Here is a 16,955-nt window from a genome sequence, read left to right as displayed (position 1 = left end):
ATTTTTACTCCCTTCCAACTCTCCTCAAATTGTTTGATAATAGATGACAGGATCGGCTTGCGAAAAATTAATGCTTAAAAGGAAGTGGCGCTTTGGATCCGCTTGTGTTTTTCTCCCGATATGCCATAAATTTGACCGCGGCTCATTTTCCCGCGCTCACCGCCAGACGGCGGGCGCACCGCACCGCGGAGACGGAGATTCTCCTGTTCGGCGACAGCCACGGATGGGGACAAGGCGCCGCGGGCTATGACGCCATACTCCCCGGCGCCCCGACGCATATGGCCGCTCTCTCCGGCAACGGATTTTATGCAAGACTGCAGGCCCATCTCCTGAGCAGGAACGGATTTTATGCCTCGGCTTCCGCGAACCGCGAGCTGTACGACCCTATGGACGAGTATCGGCGCTTGACCGGCGATTGCCGCCGCGTGGAAAAAACGTTCGCGGAGCGTCGCGAGGCGGTCGGCTTCTATGCGCCCGATGCGAGCGGCGGCGGCGATCTGGATCTGAGTACGTTCGGTTATCTGGTAACCGATTACAAATGGACGGAGAAGCTGCTGGTCATCGATAGCAGCGAGGGACAAGGCGGGAGCGGTTATGTCGACATGCGCGCGCATGCCTCCAAGCTTTTCATCGGCGTCCTGTCCGGCGAATTCGGCGCGAAGCTGCACGTTTATTTTCAAAACCGGGGCGGCCGCAAGGGCAGCACGGCGGGAGCGCTGTATCCGGCTGCCGACGGGTATCCGAAACTGACGCGGGTGGCAGACGGACGGCACCTGCCCGTGTCGCCGCAGGAGGCTTCAGTATCCGCGGACGGCGGGATCTTGATCGATACGTTCTCGCCGGACGGCGAAGAAGAGCGCGTTTACTGCGTCGATTTCGGGCAAAAACAACGGGGTCGGCTATGCTTCGCCTATGCAGGAGCGAACGAGAAGGCGACGCCGCTGCAAGGGAGCGGCTTGCGCTTGCCGCATGCGGCCGTTTGCCTCAGGGGCTGGCGGTTCGACGGCAGCGACGTCCGCAACTTCTCGATGGGCGGACATACGGTCGGACAGTGGCTGGGCGACGGCACGCCGAGCTTTAACGACGACTCCGCGCCGCATGTCGACCGGTTGCTGCGTTACGTCCCGTTTACGCCGACGCTTGCGATCGTTCAGGTGCCGATCGTCAACGAATATTTGAGGCAGACCGCCCCGGACACGCTCGCGAGCAATCTCCTGGCGCTGAAGCGCAAGCTGAGCGGACATCTGAACGGCGACGGCAGCGGAAGCACGGACTTTCTGCTGCTCACGACGCCGGGCGACAAGCGCATTCTTTGCGAGGGCGCCGGCTCCGCGCCGGTTCGTTACGAAGATTATTATGAGACGGTTCGGGCTTTCGCGGAAAGAGAGAAGGTCGGGCTGATCGATTTTGCCCGCTATTTTAAGGACAGGGTCGAAGAAGGCTTGCTCGACTATGAACTGCTGTACGACGATCCGATCCATCCCGGACCTTATGTGCACGACTTTATCGGCCGGATGCTCGGACATGCCGTCGATATGGTCATGTGATTTTTTGCCCGGAGATAAAAAAAACCGCATACCTCGGGCAGCCCGATGCATGCGGTCCTTTTCAATGCGCAGCTTACACGCCCGTCACCGCGCGAATCACCGCGCGTCCGAGCACCTTGTCGAAGCCGCCCCAGTCCGGATCTACGTTGCCGAACGGATGGTTGATCATATTGCCTTTGAGCTCGGTCAGATGATAGATGCCGAACTCGTGCAGCCGACCGAAATAAACATAACCGCCGACAAAGGCGCAGCCGTAAGACGCGGCAAGCTGACGGTACAGGTCGTGCGTCTGCTCGACTCGCCCCTTCGTTCCCTCGAACAAGGGGTGGATGCCGTTGTTGGAGACGATGAGGCACGGGATACCCGCCTCCTGCAGCCGCGCCAGAATGCCGGACATCGCCTGCTCCGACCGGCTCTCCGGCAGGAAGCTGTCGTTCAGCATATACTCCAGCACGACCAGATCCGGATCGACGGAACGCACTTCGTCCTCGTACCGGAGCGCGCCCTGCGCCGAATTTTCTCCCCCGATCGCCGTATTCGAGGTGTGCACGATCGCTTGGGGGTAGGCTTCCCGGAGCGCGCGGGCCAATTGATACGGCCAGCGTCCCGAGCGGGTCGTGCTCTCGCCGAAGAAGGCGATGCGGACGGGACCACCGCGGCGCAGCTTGGCCCGAAAAGGCGCAAGTACGTCCAGGTTGTCCAGCGGGATAACGGCCAGCGGATCGGGAACGGGTATCGCGAGATTCATGACCGAGCGGGGGCTCGCCGCGATTCGATAGACAGTACCGCGACGGTGCCGATCGGCCGGAACGACGGACAAATCGAGCTTCAGTCCCCAATCGACGCTATGACCGTAGGCGCTGCGGAGCAGGAGCGGGACCGGCTCCGACGGATCGACCGCCTGCCGCTCCAGCCAGCGAACGCTGTCTCCCGCGAGCGGCTCGTCCAGACCGTAGTCGATGCCTTCGGCCCCCGTTCGGATGTCGATGCCGCCGTCCGGCCGGACGGCGGTCACTTCGACGACATAGACGCGCGGCGTAGCGTCGAGGTAGCGCCCCGACACTTGCGGCAGCGGTACCTCTCGCATGGAATCGGTGGAATCGGCGGCATCCGGAGCCCTCATCACGGCAGTTTCTCCGTCGTATAGCCGGGGCTCGCCCCAGCCGGTGAATATATGGGCAAGCACGTAGCCCTCCGTCACCCGGGGCGGGTCGGGGAGCAGCAGCTCCCGGGACTCCGGCGCTTCCTCGTCTCCTTCGACCACCGTCAGCTTACCGTCCGGCAGCAGGACGACCGCGTCGTAACGGCAGAGCCACGCCTCGTAGTCCAGCAGCAGCAGCTCGCCCTCGCCGATCGCGCCGTGCGGATGCCGTTTGACCGTTCCCCAATAGTAATCGAAGCAGTAATCGGCGTCGGGCCGATAGACGATCGTGCGGCTCTTATCGCGGACGCGCAGGCTGCCCGGCACCATTCGCTGGTAAGGCGCGCCGCCGCTGCCGCGGATGCTCTCGGTATTCCAGTAACACGGAGAGGATGGCGCCTCGCCTGCTATCGTATAGCGCTGATCGGCAAAAGCCCGCTTGCCCGCTGGCCGAATCTCAAGGACGCCTCCCTCCGTCGCAAGCGCGGTGCCGTCCGTAAGCTTCAGAAGGCCGGGCTCGACTCTGATCCGCCAATCACCATCTATGCGAACGTGCATGCCGATTTTCTCCAGCACGTCCGGCCTTTCCTCTCGAATCACGTTCATGTCCCCCTTAAAATCTCAGCTCGATAACCGCACGGCCGCCGAAGCCGGCGATCCGTACGGATTCCGAGGCTTCGTCATAGACGCCGCCTTCGACATGGACGGGTCGCCGGTAATCAGGATGCGGCGTCCGAATCTCGACGTTCGCCGGACCGCGCCTCCCCTCGCATGCGAGGCTGACCCGCAAAATGTCCGCCCCCAGCTCCGCCTTGAAGGTGAGCGCGCCGAAATAACTGGCTGCGCCGCTTACGACGATCGGTCCATCCGCCAGCCAGCGGCGCGGCACGCCCTTCAGCAGTTGGAGCGTGTCGCCCGCTTCCATATACAACATCCAGCGCGTCTCCATGAGGAACCAGGCTTCCTCGTGCGTCTTGTGCTCGCTGATCCGCGGGTTCAGATGCTCCGCGAACGTATACGTCTCCCGGTCGGCCATCGACGCCATCGTATAATAGTAGGCCTGCAGAAAAGGACGCACTTCGCCGCGCTGAAGATGAATGCGGGGATGACGGCTGTAGTAGGGCTGCGTGTACGCCACGTTGTCCAAGCACAGCAGCTCCCGGTGCGCGTTCAGCATAAAGGCGGCGCCGGGCTCGTCCGGATCGACGATCTCGCCGAACACGAGATAGAGAGGCCCGCAGAGCGAATCGCGGATGCCGACAGCGCCGTGCGAGTACCACTCGCCCGGCTCCGCGAACAGAACGGCGGGGCCATGCCCGCCCGCCCACGGGGAGACGGTCGGGCACCAGGTGCCGTCGCCGAGCGGGATGACCGGTCCCCGCGCCATCGCGTCTTCGTAGGCGCGCCGGATATCGCCGCGCAGCGCCGCCGCTTCTGCGCGAAGCGTCTCGGCTTGCGCCGGATCGGTCGACGCGAGCATCTCCGCGGCCCGGGACAGTCCGAGATACGCATAGGCGTTCAGCATAAAGACGCGCACCGGCCCCTCGTCCTCCGGATCGGCCACCTTGCCGTCGAGCATGCCGTAACCCGCGACGCGGCCGTCCCCCGACAGGTTGCGGCTGCGCCATTCGATCATATAGCGGCAAGACCGCAGCATGCCGTCCTTGATCGAAGCGACCCATCCGTCGTCGCGGGTGTAGCGGTAATGCTCGCCCAAACTCCAGAGGACGCAGCCCGTCTCGATCATATAATGAAGAAAGTTGAAAATGCCGCCGTCCTCCTGCTGCTTGTCGAGGAAGTACGCCAGGCAGCGTTCCGCAAGCCCATGCAAGCCCATCGAATCGAGAAACTGGATGATCGGCGCGCTCTCCGAGCCGATCGGCGGATAGACGCCGATCGTCGGCGTCACGGGCCCGTCCGGCTCAATCCCGTAAAGGATCAGGTCGAGATGGAGCAGGCCCGCCTGCACCATCTCGCCGATGCGCGCCTCCGGCAGATTGAACCGCGCCGCCGCATCCAGCTTGGCCTGCCAATAGGCGCGGCACGCCTCCAGCAGCTCGCCCGGATCCCGCTCGCTCAGGCGGGCGGCGCGCGCCTGCGAGATCGGCCGATGCGGGACAATGATATCGTAGACAAGCGCCCCGCCCGGCGGAACGAGCACCGCGATCTCCTCCTGCGGGACAGGCTTGCCGTCCAGCAGCGCAATGAAGCCGACGCGGCCGGTCTCCTCGTATACGCCGAAGCCGCGCGCGCCGTCGTAGACGCAGCGCATCCCGCTCGGCAGCACCGACGGCACCCAGGTGCCGTTCGGCACCGGCGCTTTGAACCAGGCGTAGCGCGGTGCCGCCGCCCGGTTCGCCGCCTCGATGCGATAACATAGCACGGTCTCCTCGTCCCGCTCCAGCTCTCGCTCGTGCAGCGCGTCGTAGGCGGCCTGCTGCGCCGACGTAAACGTGATGCCGGACGTATGCCCGGCCGCCGTCCAATGGTGGGTGCCGCGCACATGCGCGGCCGTCAGCGGACTGCGCTCTAACGTAGCAAAAGCCGTCGTACGGTACAGCATATCGCCGTCGTCGACCTCGCCGTGCAGGATCGGCAGCTTCCCGTCCGCAAGGCGCCTTGACGTAGCGCGTCTGCCGCCGTCGCCGCGGCCGAAGCGGAAATGGTAGCGCACCGGAACGTCTGCGCTTTCCGGCAGCGACACCTTGCGCTCGTGCAGTCTCGGCTCGATCCAGTCGTACGACTGGGCATCGTACTCCGCGAAGCCGACGCCGAACAGACGAATGTCGCGACCGATGCCGAGCCATGTGCCGAGCTGCTTGTCCTTGACGACGGCGGCAGCCTCTTCGAAGCTCGGTTCGCGCTCGTATAACGTTCGGCTCTCGCGCATACGGGCGGACACGCCGTCCCTCAGCTCCCCGTAGCTTCGTCCGTCGTCCGTCGTCGTGACGGCGACGCCGTATTCGGGGATCAGAATCGGATACGCCGCGTCGACATCCCGCAGAAAAAAGGAGAACGGATTCGCCGCCGTCTTCAGGCTGACGATCGAAGCGCCGGCTCCCGGGGCCGTCTTGCCTTCGATCTCCAGCTGCAAAGAGACGCCGTGCGCCCCTTCCCCATTAAAATCGTCTCCCACTATGCTGCCGCCGCCGCGAACGAAGCGGGCCGCAAGCAAGGAGCCGCCGGCGATGCCGACGGCCCCTTGCACGGCCCCCTCCTCCCAATGTACGATTATCGTTTTTTGCAAAGCGAGCTCCTCACCTTTCCCATCCCTACTCGGAATTCGAATCGTCTTCAAGCGCGATCATAATCGGTCGACCCTTACCGGTTCCGTACCAGCTTAAACGTCACGTCGTCGAACCAAGCCGTACCCGAAGCGTTCCATACCCGGTTCTCGAGGTAGACGTATTCGGTGTGCGGCGGAAGCACGATCTTCCCGCTCACGTACGTCCAGCCGCTCGTGCCCGTCACGTAGGCGGTCCGCGCCTCCTGCACGATCATCCCGTCGAAGTCCTTGGCCGTAACCGCGATGGCCGCGCCGCCGGCTCCCGCGATGGCCGAGGTTTTCACCCAGCCGCCGAACGCGTATTCGCCGCCCCGCGCTACGCTCGGCAGCAGCTGGTTCCACGACGAGAACGCCGCGCCGCCGTTTGCGATCTTAAGCGAACGTCCGCCCGAATGACGCTCGGTCGCATCCCAGGTGAACGGGGTGCCTGCGGTCGTCCATGTGCTCCACCCTTCAGGCGCGGCAGCGCCGGTCTCGGCGTCCGGATTGTTCGCGCCGTTGTCCGCCGGGGCGACGACGATATCGTCGAACCAGGCGGTGCCTGAAGCGACCCATAGCCTGCCTCCGATATTAATGGACACCGTCCCGGCCGGCGGCGTGAAGCGCGCGCTCACCTTGGTCCAGTCCTGCGTGCCGGTGACGACCGGCGACCACTGCTCCGCGAGAATCGTACCCGCCGCGTCTCTGGCCTCGATGGCGATGAACGCGCCGTTCGTACCGGCGACCGCGGAAGTTTTCACCCAGCCGGAGACGTTCAACTCTTTGTTGATCTCGGGACTGGCGATCGCTTGCAGCCAAGTGGAATTGGCGGCGGTCGCGTTGACGATTTTCACTGACTTTGCCCCCGTATGCGCGTTCGTGCCGTCCCACGTAAAATTGCCGGTGCCGCCCGTCCAGCTTGACCAGCCGGTCGGCGCGCCCGTCCCCGTTTCCATGCCGGGATTGACGCCCATATTGGTTTTCGGGAATGTGATCGTGTAGACTTCCCCGCTGTTCACCTGGAACCTTGGATAATAGCCTCTGATCCGGTAGCCGTTCTGGAACGATACCGGCTTGGCCGCGCCGAAAGCGTATTGGATCCGATAGGGCGAATTGAACTGCTGCAGCGCCACGGAAGTCACGCTTTTCTGCACGCTTTTCCAAAGGCCGATCGAAGCCAGATCGCTCACCGTGCCGTCCGACCACTGCGCGCGGCCGCCGTACTTGTACGGATATCCCGCTTCCTCGATCAGGTAGCCGCCGGTCTGCGGTCCGGTTACCTTCATTTCAATCCGGTCCGGGTAAAAGTCGTACGTGAGCGTCTCGCTGCCCTGGACAGTAACGACCTGCTTGTGCGCGGCGCCGAGATCGCTCGCGGTCACGGAGGTCGGCCCGTTCGCCAGATCGGGGATGACCTTGGTCCCGGACTTGACGAGGCTGACGTCGTCGAACCAGGCGGTGCCGGCCGAGCCGTAGATGCGCAGCTGGATCAGGACGGAGTCCGTCCCCGCAGGCGCCTTGACGGAGATGTTGTTGTAAAACCAGCTGTGCGTATCTTTCTTGGAATCCAGCTCGCCCGTGCTCGCGATCTGGTTGCCGGCGGCGTCCTTGAAGACGATGACCGCGCTGGCGCCCTGGCCTTCGTAGCCGATCAGCGACACGTTTTCGAGCTTCATCCAGTAACCGAACTCGAAGTTGGTGCCCGGCGTTACGTTCGGAATCGCCTGGAGCCAGGCGCTGTTCTGCGTGTCCGCCGTGTTGGTCACCTTGAGCGAACGGCCCCCCGCATGCGAGACGCTCGAATCCCAGGTCAGCGTGCCGCCCCCGCTCGTCCAGTTCGACCAGCCGTCGGGCGCGGACGCGCCGCTCTCCATGCTTCCGTTCGCCAACTGCTCGGTAAAGGCGCTGCCGTCGTACTTGTATACGATCGGATACGTAAACCCGCCGCCCGCGATGTTCGTCCACGAAGTGCCGTCCGTATCCTCGACATAGAGACCGCCGCCGGAGGCTTTGGAGATCCGGTACTTGTAGCCGCCGTCATAGGTGCTCGCCACCTCGTAATATTGGCCGGCGGCATTGTTCGCGAGCGTGAGCGCATTGCCGAAGCTCTCCTGCGGCACTCCCGCACTCGCTTGGGCGGATGCCGCGCCGACATTTTCGGACGTATCGGCCGCCGCCACTTTATAGTAATACGTATGTCCCGGCTCGACATTCCGGTCGTGATAGACCGGACTCGCTCCCGTTTGAATCCATACTTCGTCGATCAGATTCGCCTCGGACGCCGTGAAGCCGCCTGTTTCGGACCGATAGATTTTGTAGTACGCCAGGTCCGCATCCGTATTGGCCGTCCAGGCGATCGTCGCCGTTTTGCCTGCGGCCGAAGCGGCTGCGCCGGTCACCTGCGCCGGCGCGGTCGCGTCCGGGATATCCGTGTAGACGTATAGCGTCCTCGGCGGAATCGTATCGCTGAAGGCGGTGCCGCTCACGCTTTTCGTGCCGATGCTGGCGGGAAATTTGCCGAGCCCGTCGAGCTGCTGCGATTCGTCGTATTTGTATACCTTAAACGTCGTGCTTAGCGCGCTTTGCAGCGCGAAGCCGACCGATGCAGGCTCGGCGCTCCAGTTCACGACCGCGACCGTATGCTTGCCGCCCGGCGTCGTGACGACGGCCGGCACGACAAGCGGATTGCTCGATGCGGTCGTATAGGTCGTCGAGCCCTTCGGGACGAACTTGGCCATCAGCGACATCGCATAATAGGAAGGCTTGGGCGTATAGTGCTCCTGCTTGCCGTTGATCGCGCCCCAGCCGTAGTCGCCGGAGCCCGTCATCGTCTGGTTCGCGCCGACGAGCGCCGAATACCAGTCGTCGTATAGCCGCCACTTGGAGAACCCGGCGACGCCATTGCGCAGTCCGTCGGCGATTTCGCTGGCGAAGTGCAGGCCGTCTACCGCGAGGCTCCGCGTCTCGAGCGCGCCCATTTCGGTGAACATGAACGGCTTGTCGCTGCCGTTCGCGTCATTCGTGTTTTTCATCGCGGTCCACGCGGCCACCCGGTCGGAGAAGCTGCCGTCCATCAGCTGCGACACCGACGGTCCGGCATGCGTCGTGTAGGCGTCCATGTAGTCGCCCATCGTCTGCGTGAAGCTCTCGAACCAAGGCTGGCCGAGCGTGTCGAGGAAGCCGACCTCGATGCCCGACAAATTGATCGCGGAGGACAGCCCTTCGGCGGACAGACGGTTCGCTACATCCTTGTACACCTGTTTGTAGTATTCGAGCCTGTCCTTGCCCGGAGGCACGGTGATGATATTTTCAGGCTCGTTGTACAGCGAGAAAAATTTGACGTTGGTGTAGCCTTCGGTCACGACCAGATGCTTGACCAGCGCGGCGATGCTCTCCGCGAATTCGGGCCGCTTGTCGTCCGCCGGCAGCGCATCGCCCCAATTGTCCCATAGCAGCCAGGGATAGAGCTTGCTCGGATCGTTGATCATCGTATTGAGCTCGACGTCCACGCCAGCGTCCTTAAGCGCTGAGAGATACCGCTTGAGACTCGTCATCTCCGGGCTGTTCCAGGCAAAGCCGGCATCGTTCATCGTATTCGGATCGCTGTTGTCGTTGATCGGCTCCCACCAGTCGACCTGAACCCACATGCGAACGAAGCTGATGCCGCCCTTTTTGATCCGCGACATGAGGACGGCGAAGTCGTCGTCCGATACGCCGCGAATCTGCTCGTGCGGAAAAAACATGAACGGATCGGTCTGTCCTCCGATCCCCACGACCGTACCGCCGTAAGCGGGAGTGGCATTGTTCAGACTCACGTTCACATCGATCGCCGCGTACGTCGGCTCCGGCTTCAGCAGCAGCGCCCCGAGCGTGACGGCGGCCAGTCCCGCCGCCCCGATTCCCAATCTTTTTAACCACATTCCCGACATCATGCAGCCTCCCTTGTATTGGATCGCCGGCGCCCTCTTCAGCCTTTGACGGCCCCGGCGGTGATGCCCTCGATAATGAACCGCTGCGCGAACAGATAGACCGCGATCATGGGAAAGACGATCATGCAGACGCCCGCGAAAATAAGCGACCAATCGTTGAAGTACATCCCTTGGAAGGAAGCGAGCTGTACGGTGATGGTCAGCTTGGCGCTGTCTTGCAGGTAAAGCATCGGCATCAGGAAGTCGTTCCAAATGGTGAACAGGTTCAGAATCGAGACGGTCATGAGCGCGGGCTTCAATAGCGGCAGGACGATACGGAAAAACGTGCCGTACAGCCCGCAGCCGTCGATACGCGCCGCCTCCTCCAGCTCGCGCGGCACCGACTTGACGAAGCCGCTCAGCAGGAACACGGTAAACGGAGCCAATGCGGCCAGGTAGATGAAGATAATGCCGTGATAAGTGCTGATCAGACGGAAGGCGAGCATGATCTTGTACAGCGGGATCATCGTCATCTGGAACGGAATGATGAGCCCTGCCAGGAACAGGAGGTACACCGCGTTGTAAAACCGGTTGGCCCGCCTTGCGATCGCGTAGGCCGCCATCGCGCCGATCGTCGCGGTGACGGCGATCGAGACGAATCCGATCAAGGCGGTATTGCCGATGGAACGGAAATAGTGCATCGTGCGAAAAGCCGCCGAGAAGTACTCGAACGTCAATGCCTTCGGCACACCGTAGGGCGATAAGGACAGATCGCGCTTGGTCTTGACGGAGGAGATCAGCACGAGCAGCACCGGATAAAGGTTGACGATGCAGAAAATCCACAGTAAGACGCGGAGCGTATAAGCGGAAAAGCGTCGGTTCGCGGCGGTCATAGCTCGACCTCCCTTCGGCGAAGCAGCGTGACCGAGACGGTCGTCAGCAAAAGAATGAAGAGAAACAGCACGATCGACATCGCCGAGCCGTACCCCCAGCGCCCGCTGCCGCCGGAGCCGAAGCCGAGATGGTAGATCATCGAAGCGACCGATTCGGTCTGATAGCCGGGTCCGCCCCCGGTCAGCACGTAAATCTGGTTAAAAATTTGCAGATTGCCGATCAGGCTCAGCACGATGTTGATCGTAAAAGCGGGCGCGACGAGCGGGAACGTTATATGGATAAATTTCTTCATGCCGATCGCGCCTTCGAGCTGTCCGTATTCGTACAGCTCCTGATTGATCGATTGCAGTCCGGCGATATAAATGACCATGGAGTATCCCATGAACTGCCAGGTCGTAACGAGCGAGATGACCCACTTTGCCCAGAACGGATCGCTCAGCCAGCCTACCTGCAGACGCTCAAGGCCCAGGCTGGCCAGCAGGTTGTTAACGACGCCGATATTCGGCTCCAGCATGAAGCTCCATACGTAGCCGATCAGCAGCGTACTGAAAATGCTCGGCAAGAAAAACATCGACCGCATGAAGTTCACGCCGGCGAACCGGCGGACGAGCAGCAGCGCGAGCAGCAGGCCGAACAGGTTTTGCAGGATCGTGATCGTGACGGTAAATTGCGCGGTATTCCAGAAGGCGGTCAGTATCATCCGGTCCCGGAACATCTCGGCATAGTTATCCAGGCCGATAAATTTGCTGGTGACGCCGTTCCAGTCCGTGAACGAATAATAGGTCGAGCTCAGCATCGGGAAGAGAGAAAAGCAGAGGTAGAAAATTAAAGCGGGCAGCAGAAACAGGAGCCAGCTCAGCTCGTAACCGAGCTTGAAGCGGCCTGTGCGGTAAGGCTTCATAGCGGACATTCCTTTCCTCTTGAAGCAAATGGCAGGCATTTGGAATGAATGCCTGCCATCGGTTCAAGGATGTCGTACTTCAAGACGCGCTTGGTCGTTTAGGCGTCGGCTGCCGTCGCCGTCAGGGAGCCTCGCGGCTGCCGCAATTCGGCGCAGCGCGGCTACTTGGCGGCTTCGAGCGCGTTGGCGATGCCCTTGTCGTAGCCTTCGATGAACCGGTCCGGCGTCGTGCCGTCCGCGAGCAGGCTCTGGAACTCCTTGTCCGGCGCGAAGCCGGACAGGCTTGCCGGGTGATAGTAGTTAACGCCCCACCAGTCGGGCTGCACGTCGCCTGCCGCCATCGCTGCGTTGATATCGGCGACGAACGCATTGTCGACCTTGACCTGCGTATTGGTCGGGATGCCGTTAAGATCCGCCATGATGCGGGTTTGATTTTCCGCGCTTAAGTAGACATCCATCGCCAGCTTGGCCGCTTCCGGATTCGCGGTCTTCGCGCTGATGACGAGTCCGCCGGAGGCGCTTGTCGGCACGACCGTCTTCTCTCCCGGCTCGTTGAGCGGAAGGGCGAAGAAGCCGATCTGCGCCTCCGGATCCGCATCCTGGATCGCCTTGTATTGCCAGGTGCCGCTGACCAGCATGGCCGCCTTGCCCGTGCCGACCATGGTGCTGGCGACATTGGCGTCGGTGCCGAGGAAGTCCTTGGGGAAATAGCCGCGGTCCCGCCAGTCCTGCTGTACGGCGAGCACCTTCTTGAAGTCGTCCGCGATATCCGCCGCCTTCATCGTCCCGTCGGCAATCTTGATCCGCGTCGTCATGTCCTTGGCGTTGATGTATTGGCCGTATGCGATAAACGGAATGATCTGGGTCGTCCACGAGTCTTTGAATCCGCCCGCGATCGGAATGACGCCGGCGTTCTTGAGCTTGTCGCTCGCCGCCTCGAACGCCTAGCGGTCGGTCGGCACGGCGATGCCGTTGTCCGAGAATGTTTTCTTGTTGTACAGAACGCCCAGCGCGTTAGTCGAAACGGGGACGAAGTACAGCTTGCCCGCCTTGTTGTCCTTCGCGTCGGCGACGACCGAGGGAATGTACTGAGAGACGGACGGGACGTCGGAAATATCGAGGAACAGATCGGGGTCCATCTGCGTGCCGTATAAGGTCAGATCCTTCGAGATCGTATGCGTCATGAGCAGATCCGGGATATCGCCCGCGGCCAGCTTGGTTTTGACGGCCGTCTCGTACTGGTCGGTCGGCACGTTCTGCAGCTCGATCGTAATATTGTACTTATCCTTCATGTCCTTGATCCAGGCATCCGTCGATTTGGTACGGTCCGCGTACGTATAAGTCATAAACTTCAAAGTGACCGGCTTGCCTGACGCGGCGGATGGCGTCGCTCCTTCCGATTGGCCGGCGGCAGTCGACGACGATGCGGCCGGCTTGTCCGGCGTATCGTCGCTCCCGCAGCCTGTCAAAGCCGCGGATGTCATCGCAGCCGCGAGCGCCAGCATGGACAGCTTTCTCATGGCGAATCCTCCCTTTTCTTTATCAAAGGCAGCTATGCCCCGTAAACCCATCATAGAGGGATTCCGTCCGCGCCAAAATCAACTTTTATGTCCGAATCGATTGCAATATTTCTACTCGGCCCGCGCATGCAGTCTTCTGTACGCCGTCGGCGTGCAGCCGTATCGCTCCTTGAACTTCTTCAAAAAGTAGCTGACGTTGCCGTAGCCGACCATGCCGGATATATCCTCCAGCTTCAGGTCGGCCTGTTGCAGCAGCTTGGCCGCCGCGTCCATCCGCAACCGGTTCACGTACTCGTTGAAATTTTCGCTGTAGGCTTGTTTAAAAATGCGGGACAGGTAGGCCGGGCTCATATAAAATCGCTCCGCTACGCCGTTTAAGTTAATATCCTCGCAATAAAGCTTGTCGACATAGTCGACGACGTCGTCGAGCGTACGCCGCGAACCGGTCTTCTTCGAGGCCGCGATCCGGTCCAGCGTCCGGTCGGTCTCGGCCCTCAGCCAGTGCACGATGTCGGCGTAGGTAAGCAGCTCGCGCATCAACTTTACGTGCATATGGGACTCTTGCAGCAAGTCTTCGCCTCCGGAAGGATAGGATAAAGACGCCCTGCGCAGGTTCATGGCAAGCTCGAGCGAAGTCATTCGCAGGCTGAGCGGATGATAGGAACGATCTGCCCGGATGTCCGCCAGGACGCTGTCGATCCATGTCAGCGCCTGGATGCGGTAACCGTTTTCCAAATAGTGCAGGAACGCCTTCTCCTTGTCCTCCGGATAAACGTAGTAGCGGCTCCGGCCGGAGAGCGAGGAGAAAAATACGATGCGGGTATCGCTCTCTAAGCCTGCATAAAGGACCGCAGCAGCAGCTTCCTTGTAGGCGCGGGATATCTGCTTCGGATCGTCGGCAATTCCGCCGAACCCGACGTACAGCTCCATGCCCAAAAACGCGCGGGCATCGGCCGAAGCCCGGCCGCTTTTGACCCGAAGCGTCTCCAGCAGTGCCGTGCCTTCTTCTGTGGAATCGCAGCCCGCGACCAGGACGATCTCCTCGCGCCTGTCGCCATGCCTGAAGAGGACCTTGTTCGCCGTATCCCCATAGTGCTCCCCGATGAGGTTGAACAGCGCGTATCCGGCGAGCTCGCGGTCGCCGCCGAAGCGTGCAGCCGACACCTGCTCCTCATTCGCCGCGCGGAATACGGCCGCCGCGAAGCAAGCGCCTGACAGCCGAAAGCCGCTGCGGTCCAGCTTTGCAAGCAAGGAGGGCACTTGGTCTTCGGCTCCTTCCGCCAGACGGGTCAACAGCCGTTCCTCGGCAAGCGCGCCGTTCTCCCTCAAACGCCGGTCCATGCGAAGCAGGTCCTCTCTCGCTCGCTGCCGTTCTTCGAGCTTGTCGATCGCGCGGACCAGCACCGCCTCAAGCTGTTCCTCCTCGATCGGCTTCAGTATATAGTCGAACACCTGGAACGTAACCGCCTTCCTGGCGTATTCGAAGTCCGAATAACCGCTGATGACAATAATGAGGATATCGGGATAGTCCTTATGAACGGTCTCCATCAGTTCAATGCCGTCCATGAACGGCATGCGGATGTCTGACAGCACGATATCCGGACGCAAAGTCCCGATCATTCCGAGCGCATCGCGGCCGTTCGCCGCTTCGCCAACGATCGCGACGCCGAGCGCCTTCCAATCGATTTGCTCGCGCAGCCCCAGCCTTATCCACGCCTCGTCGTCTACGACCAATGCCCGTATCATTAAAGCTCCCCCTCTACGCTATTTTGCCGTCCTCCGCCGATTCCCTTTGTACGCCGCCGCTTGTCTCTTCAGCCGCTATCGGCCATTCGACGGTCACCTTCGTCCAAGCGCCGGGCTCGCTGTCGATCGAGATGCCGTACGACTCGCCATAAATGAGCTTGATCCGTCGATGAATATTGCGCAGCCCCACGTTGGTATGGAGCCGGTCCGCCGATTCCGCGTCCGATCCGGCATCCGGCGCATCCAGCTTGCGCGTCAAATCGGCAACCCGCTCCGGCGGCATCCCCGCGCCGTCGTCACGGACCTCGATGCGCAGCCTGCCTCCGGAGCGGCTGCCGGAGATGCGGATCAAGCCTCGTCTACCCGTCGGCTCGATCCCGTGGCACACCGCATTTTCCACGATCGGCTGCAGCACGAGCTTCATCATCGGCGCGGCCCGCATCGAGTCGTCGATATCCGTCTCGTAGTCGAGGAGATCGCCGAATCGCAGCTTTTGGATATCCAGATACCCGGTCACCGCGTTCAGCTCGTCCTTAACGGTTACGGGTCCAGGCCGTTCGGAGATGCTGTAGCGCATCATACGGGCCAGACTTTTCGCCGCGGTGTTGATAGGTGGCACCTTGTGGACGACCGCCATGCTGCTGATGATTTGGAGCGTATTGTAAATAAAGTGCGGATTAATCTGGGCCTGCAAAAACCGGTACTCCGCTTCCTGGCGGGCCAGCCGCTCCTCGTACTTTTCCGTAATGAGCGACTTGATCGTCGATACCATCGTATTGAAGCTGCCCACGAGCTGTCCCAGCTCGTCGTTCGCCCCGTGCGGGAGCCGGAAGTCGAACTGGCCCAGCTTCACCTTGCCCATCCCGCGCTGCAGCTTCAGGATCGGCTTGAACAGCAGCCTGGAAAATCCGTAGGTGAGCAGCGCGGTGAACAGCAGCGCGACGATGCCGAGCGTCAGCGTGAAAACCAGGAGCCGGTCGGCGCCTTTTTCGATGACGGAGAAGGGCGTGAACGTCAGCAGCTTCCAGCCCGTAATCTCCGATGTGCGATAGGAAACGAGGTACTTGGCGCCGGCCAGCGTTAAGGTCAGCTTGCCTTCCGCCGACCCGGCGAGCTTGTCCCGGTCGATCTTGCGCAGCGCCTCTTGCTCATAAGCCGGATGGGTCGTATAGATGGACCTCCCTGCATCGTCCAGAAACAACACGCCCGTCTCCGCGCCGAGATTGACCTTGTCGACGAGGCTGCTAAGCGAATCCATCGAAAGATCGATCAGAATGACCCCATATGGCGCCGCGTTGCGCGTGTCGATATTTTTAAGCAGTCTGGAATAGGAAATCACAGGCTTGTCGTAGTTGAGCTGATAAGGCCGATGAGGCGCGAAAATGCTCGTCTTGCCGCCGGCCGCCACCGTCTGCCGGTACCAGTCTTCGCCGGTGGGATCGTAGTCGAGCTTGTTCGTGCCGAAGAGGGCGTAGGAGAATGACTTTTGCGGGGAAGCGTACAAATAGATGCTGTTGAAGTCTTTGCGGAGATACATAAGGCGCTGAAAAAAATTGCCGACCACCTTGATCGCGTTCAATTCTTCGCTGTAGTCGGCGAAGGACGGCGTCGCGAGCACTTTTTTTAACGTATTGTTGGAGTCCGCGTAATCCGTCTCCGCGTAGATGGACTGGATGATTCGGTCTACCTGGTCCAGGTTGTCCTCGAAGCCCGTGTTGATATTGTCCACCAGTCTCGCCGCGCTGCTCGCGGCCTCCTGCTCGTAGATGCCGCGCGAATAGGAAAACGAGAAAAATCCGGAGACGGCCAGTACGACGACGACGATGATTAAAATGCCGTAGAAAATCTTATTGAAGATGCTGATGTCCGCAATCATGCGCTTGTACAAACGCCGCGCGACCGATGCCATAGCCGTCTCACTTCCCGCGATCCGATTTTTACAACATTTTAACAGAGGATCGTGTCGAGTTATAGGACTTAATTGACGACGGCGGGGAGCAGAATGCGGCGGCGGGAATGTACGGGGCGCGGAT

General features: G+C 61.2%; 8 protein-coding genes and 1 pseudogene. 1 reads left to right on the top strand and 8 read right to left on the bottom strand.

The window, feature by feature from the left end; genetic code table 11:
• The first annotated feature begins 92 nt into the window (after nucleotides 1–92).
• Complete coding sequence (locus ACFSR7_RS31480; protein ID WP_378168491.1) at nucleotides 93–1,547, top strand: SGNH/GDSL hydrolase family protein; 1,455 nt, start codon at nucleotides 93–95, stop codon at nucleotides 1,545–1,547.
• Between the two features lie 73 nt (nucleotides 1,548–1,620).
• On the opposite strand, the gene ACFSR7_RS31475 is transcribed toward ACFSR7_RS31480, so the two are convergent.
• The 8 genes and pseudogenes from ACFSR7_RS31475 to ACFSR7_RS31440 all read right to left on the bottom strand — a co-directional run bounded on the left by ACFSR7_RS31475 (nucleotide 1,621) and on the right by ACFSR7_RS31440 (nucleotide 16,831).
• Complete coding sequence (locus ACFSR7_RS31475) at nucleotides 1,621–3,288, bottom strand: SGNH/GDSL hydrolase family protein (protein WP_378168489.1); 1,668 nt, start codon at nucleotides 3,286–3,288, stop codon at nucleotides 1,621–1,623.
• Nucleotides 3,289–3,301: 13 nt separating this feature from the next.
• Nucleotides 3,302–5,935: a glucosidase family protein gene (locus tag ACFSR7_RS31470; RefSeq protein ID WP_378168487.1), complete on the bottom strand. Its 2,634-nt coding sequence runs from the start codon at nucleotides 5,933–5,935 to the stop codon at nucleotides 3,302–3,304.
• A gap of 74 nt (nucleotides 5,936–6,009) precedes the next feature.
• Nucleotides 6,010–9,882 (bottom strand): carbohydrate binding domain-containing protein, encoded by a 3,873-nt coding sequence (locus ACFSR7_RS31465; protein WP_378168485.1) that lies wholly within the window; start codon nucleotides 9,880–9,882, stop codon nucleotides 6,010–6,012.
• Nucleotides 9,883–9,920: 38 nt separating this feature from the next.
• The gene (locus tag ACFSR7_RS31460) at nucleotides 9,921–10,754 is read right to left on the bottom strand and encodes a carbohydrate ABC transporter permease (RefSeq protein WP_378168483.1); all 834 of its coding nucleotides are present in this window, start codon (nucleotides 10,752–10,754) and stop codon (nucleotides 9,921–9,923) included.
• Entirely contained in the window at nucleotides 10,751–11,665 is a 915-nt protein-coding gene (locus ACFSR7_RS31455; protein ID WP_378168481.1) for a carbohydrate ABC transporter permease, read from the bottom strand. Before ACFSR7_RS31455 ends, ACFSR7_RS31460 begins: the two co-directional genes overlap by 4 nt.
• A 152-nt stretch (nucleotides 11,666–11,817) precedes the next feature.
• Nucleotides 11,818–13,002, bottom strand: a pseudogene (locus tag ACFSR7_RS31450) (ABC transporter substrate-binding protein).
• A gap of 285 nt (nucleotides 13,003–13,287) precedes the next feature.
• A complete protein-coding gene (locus ACFSR7_RS31445; protein WP_378168479.1) occupies nucleotides 13,288–14,922 on the bottom strand; it encodes a response regulator in 1,635 nt (544 codons plus the stop codon).
• 13 nt (nucleotides 14,923–14,935) lie between these two features.
• Entirely contained in the window at nucleotides 14,936–16,831 is a 1,896-nt protein-coding gene (locus ACFSR7_RS31440; protein ID WP_378168477.1) for a cache domain-containing sensor histidine kinase, read from the bottom strand.
• Nucleotides 16,832–16,955: the final 124 nt, after the last annotated feature.

It is taken from the genome of Cohnella sp. GCM10020058 (genome assembly GCF_042683485.1).
GTDB lineage: Bacteria > Bacillota > Bacilli > Paenibacillales > Paenibacillaceae > Cohnella.
The sequence above is the reverse complement of the archived record's forward strand: the minus strand, read 5'-3'. Positions and strand labels throughout refer to the sequence as shown.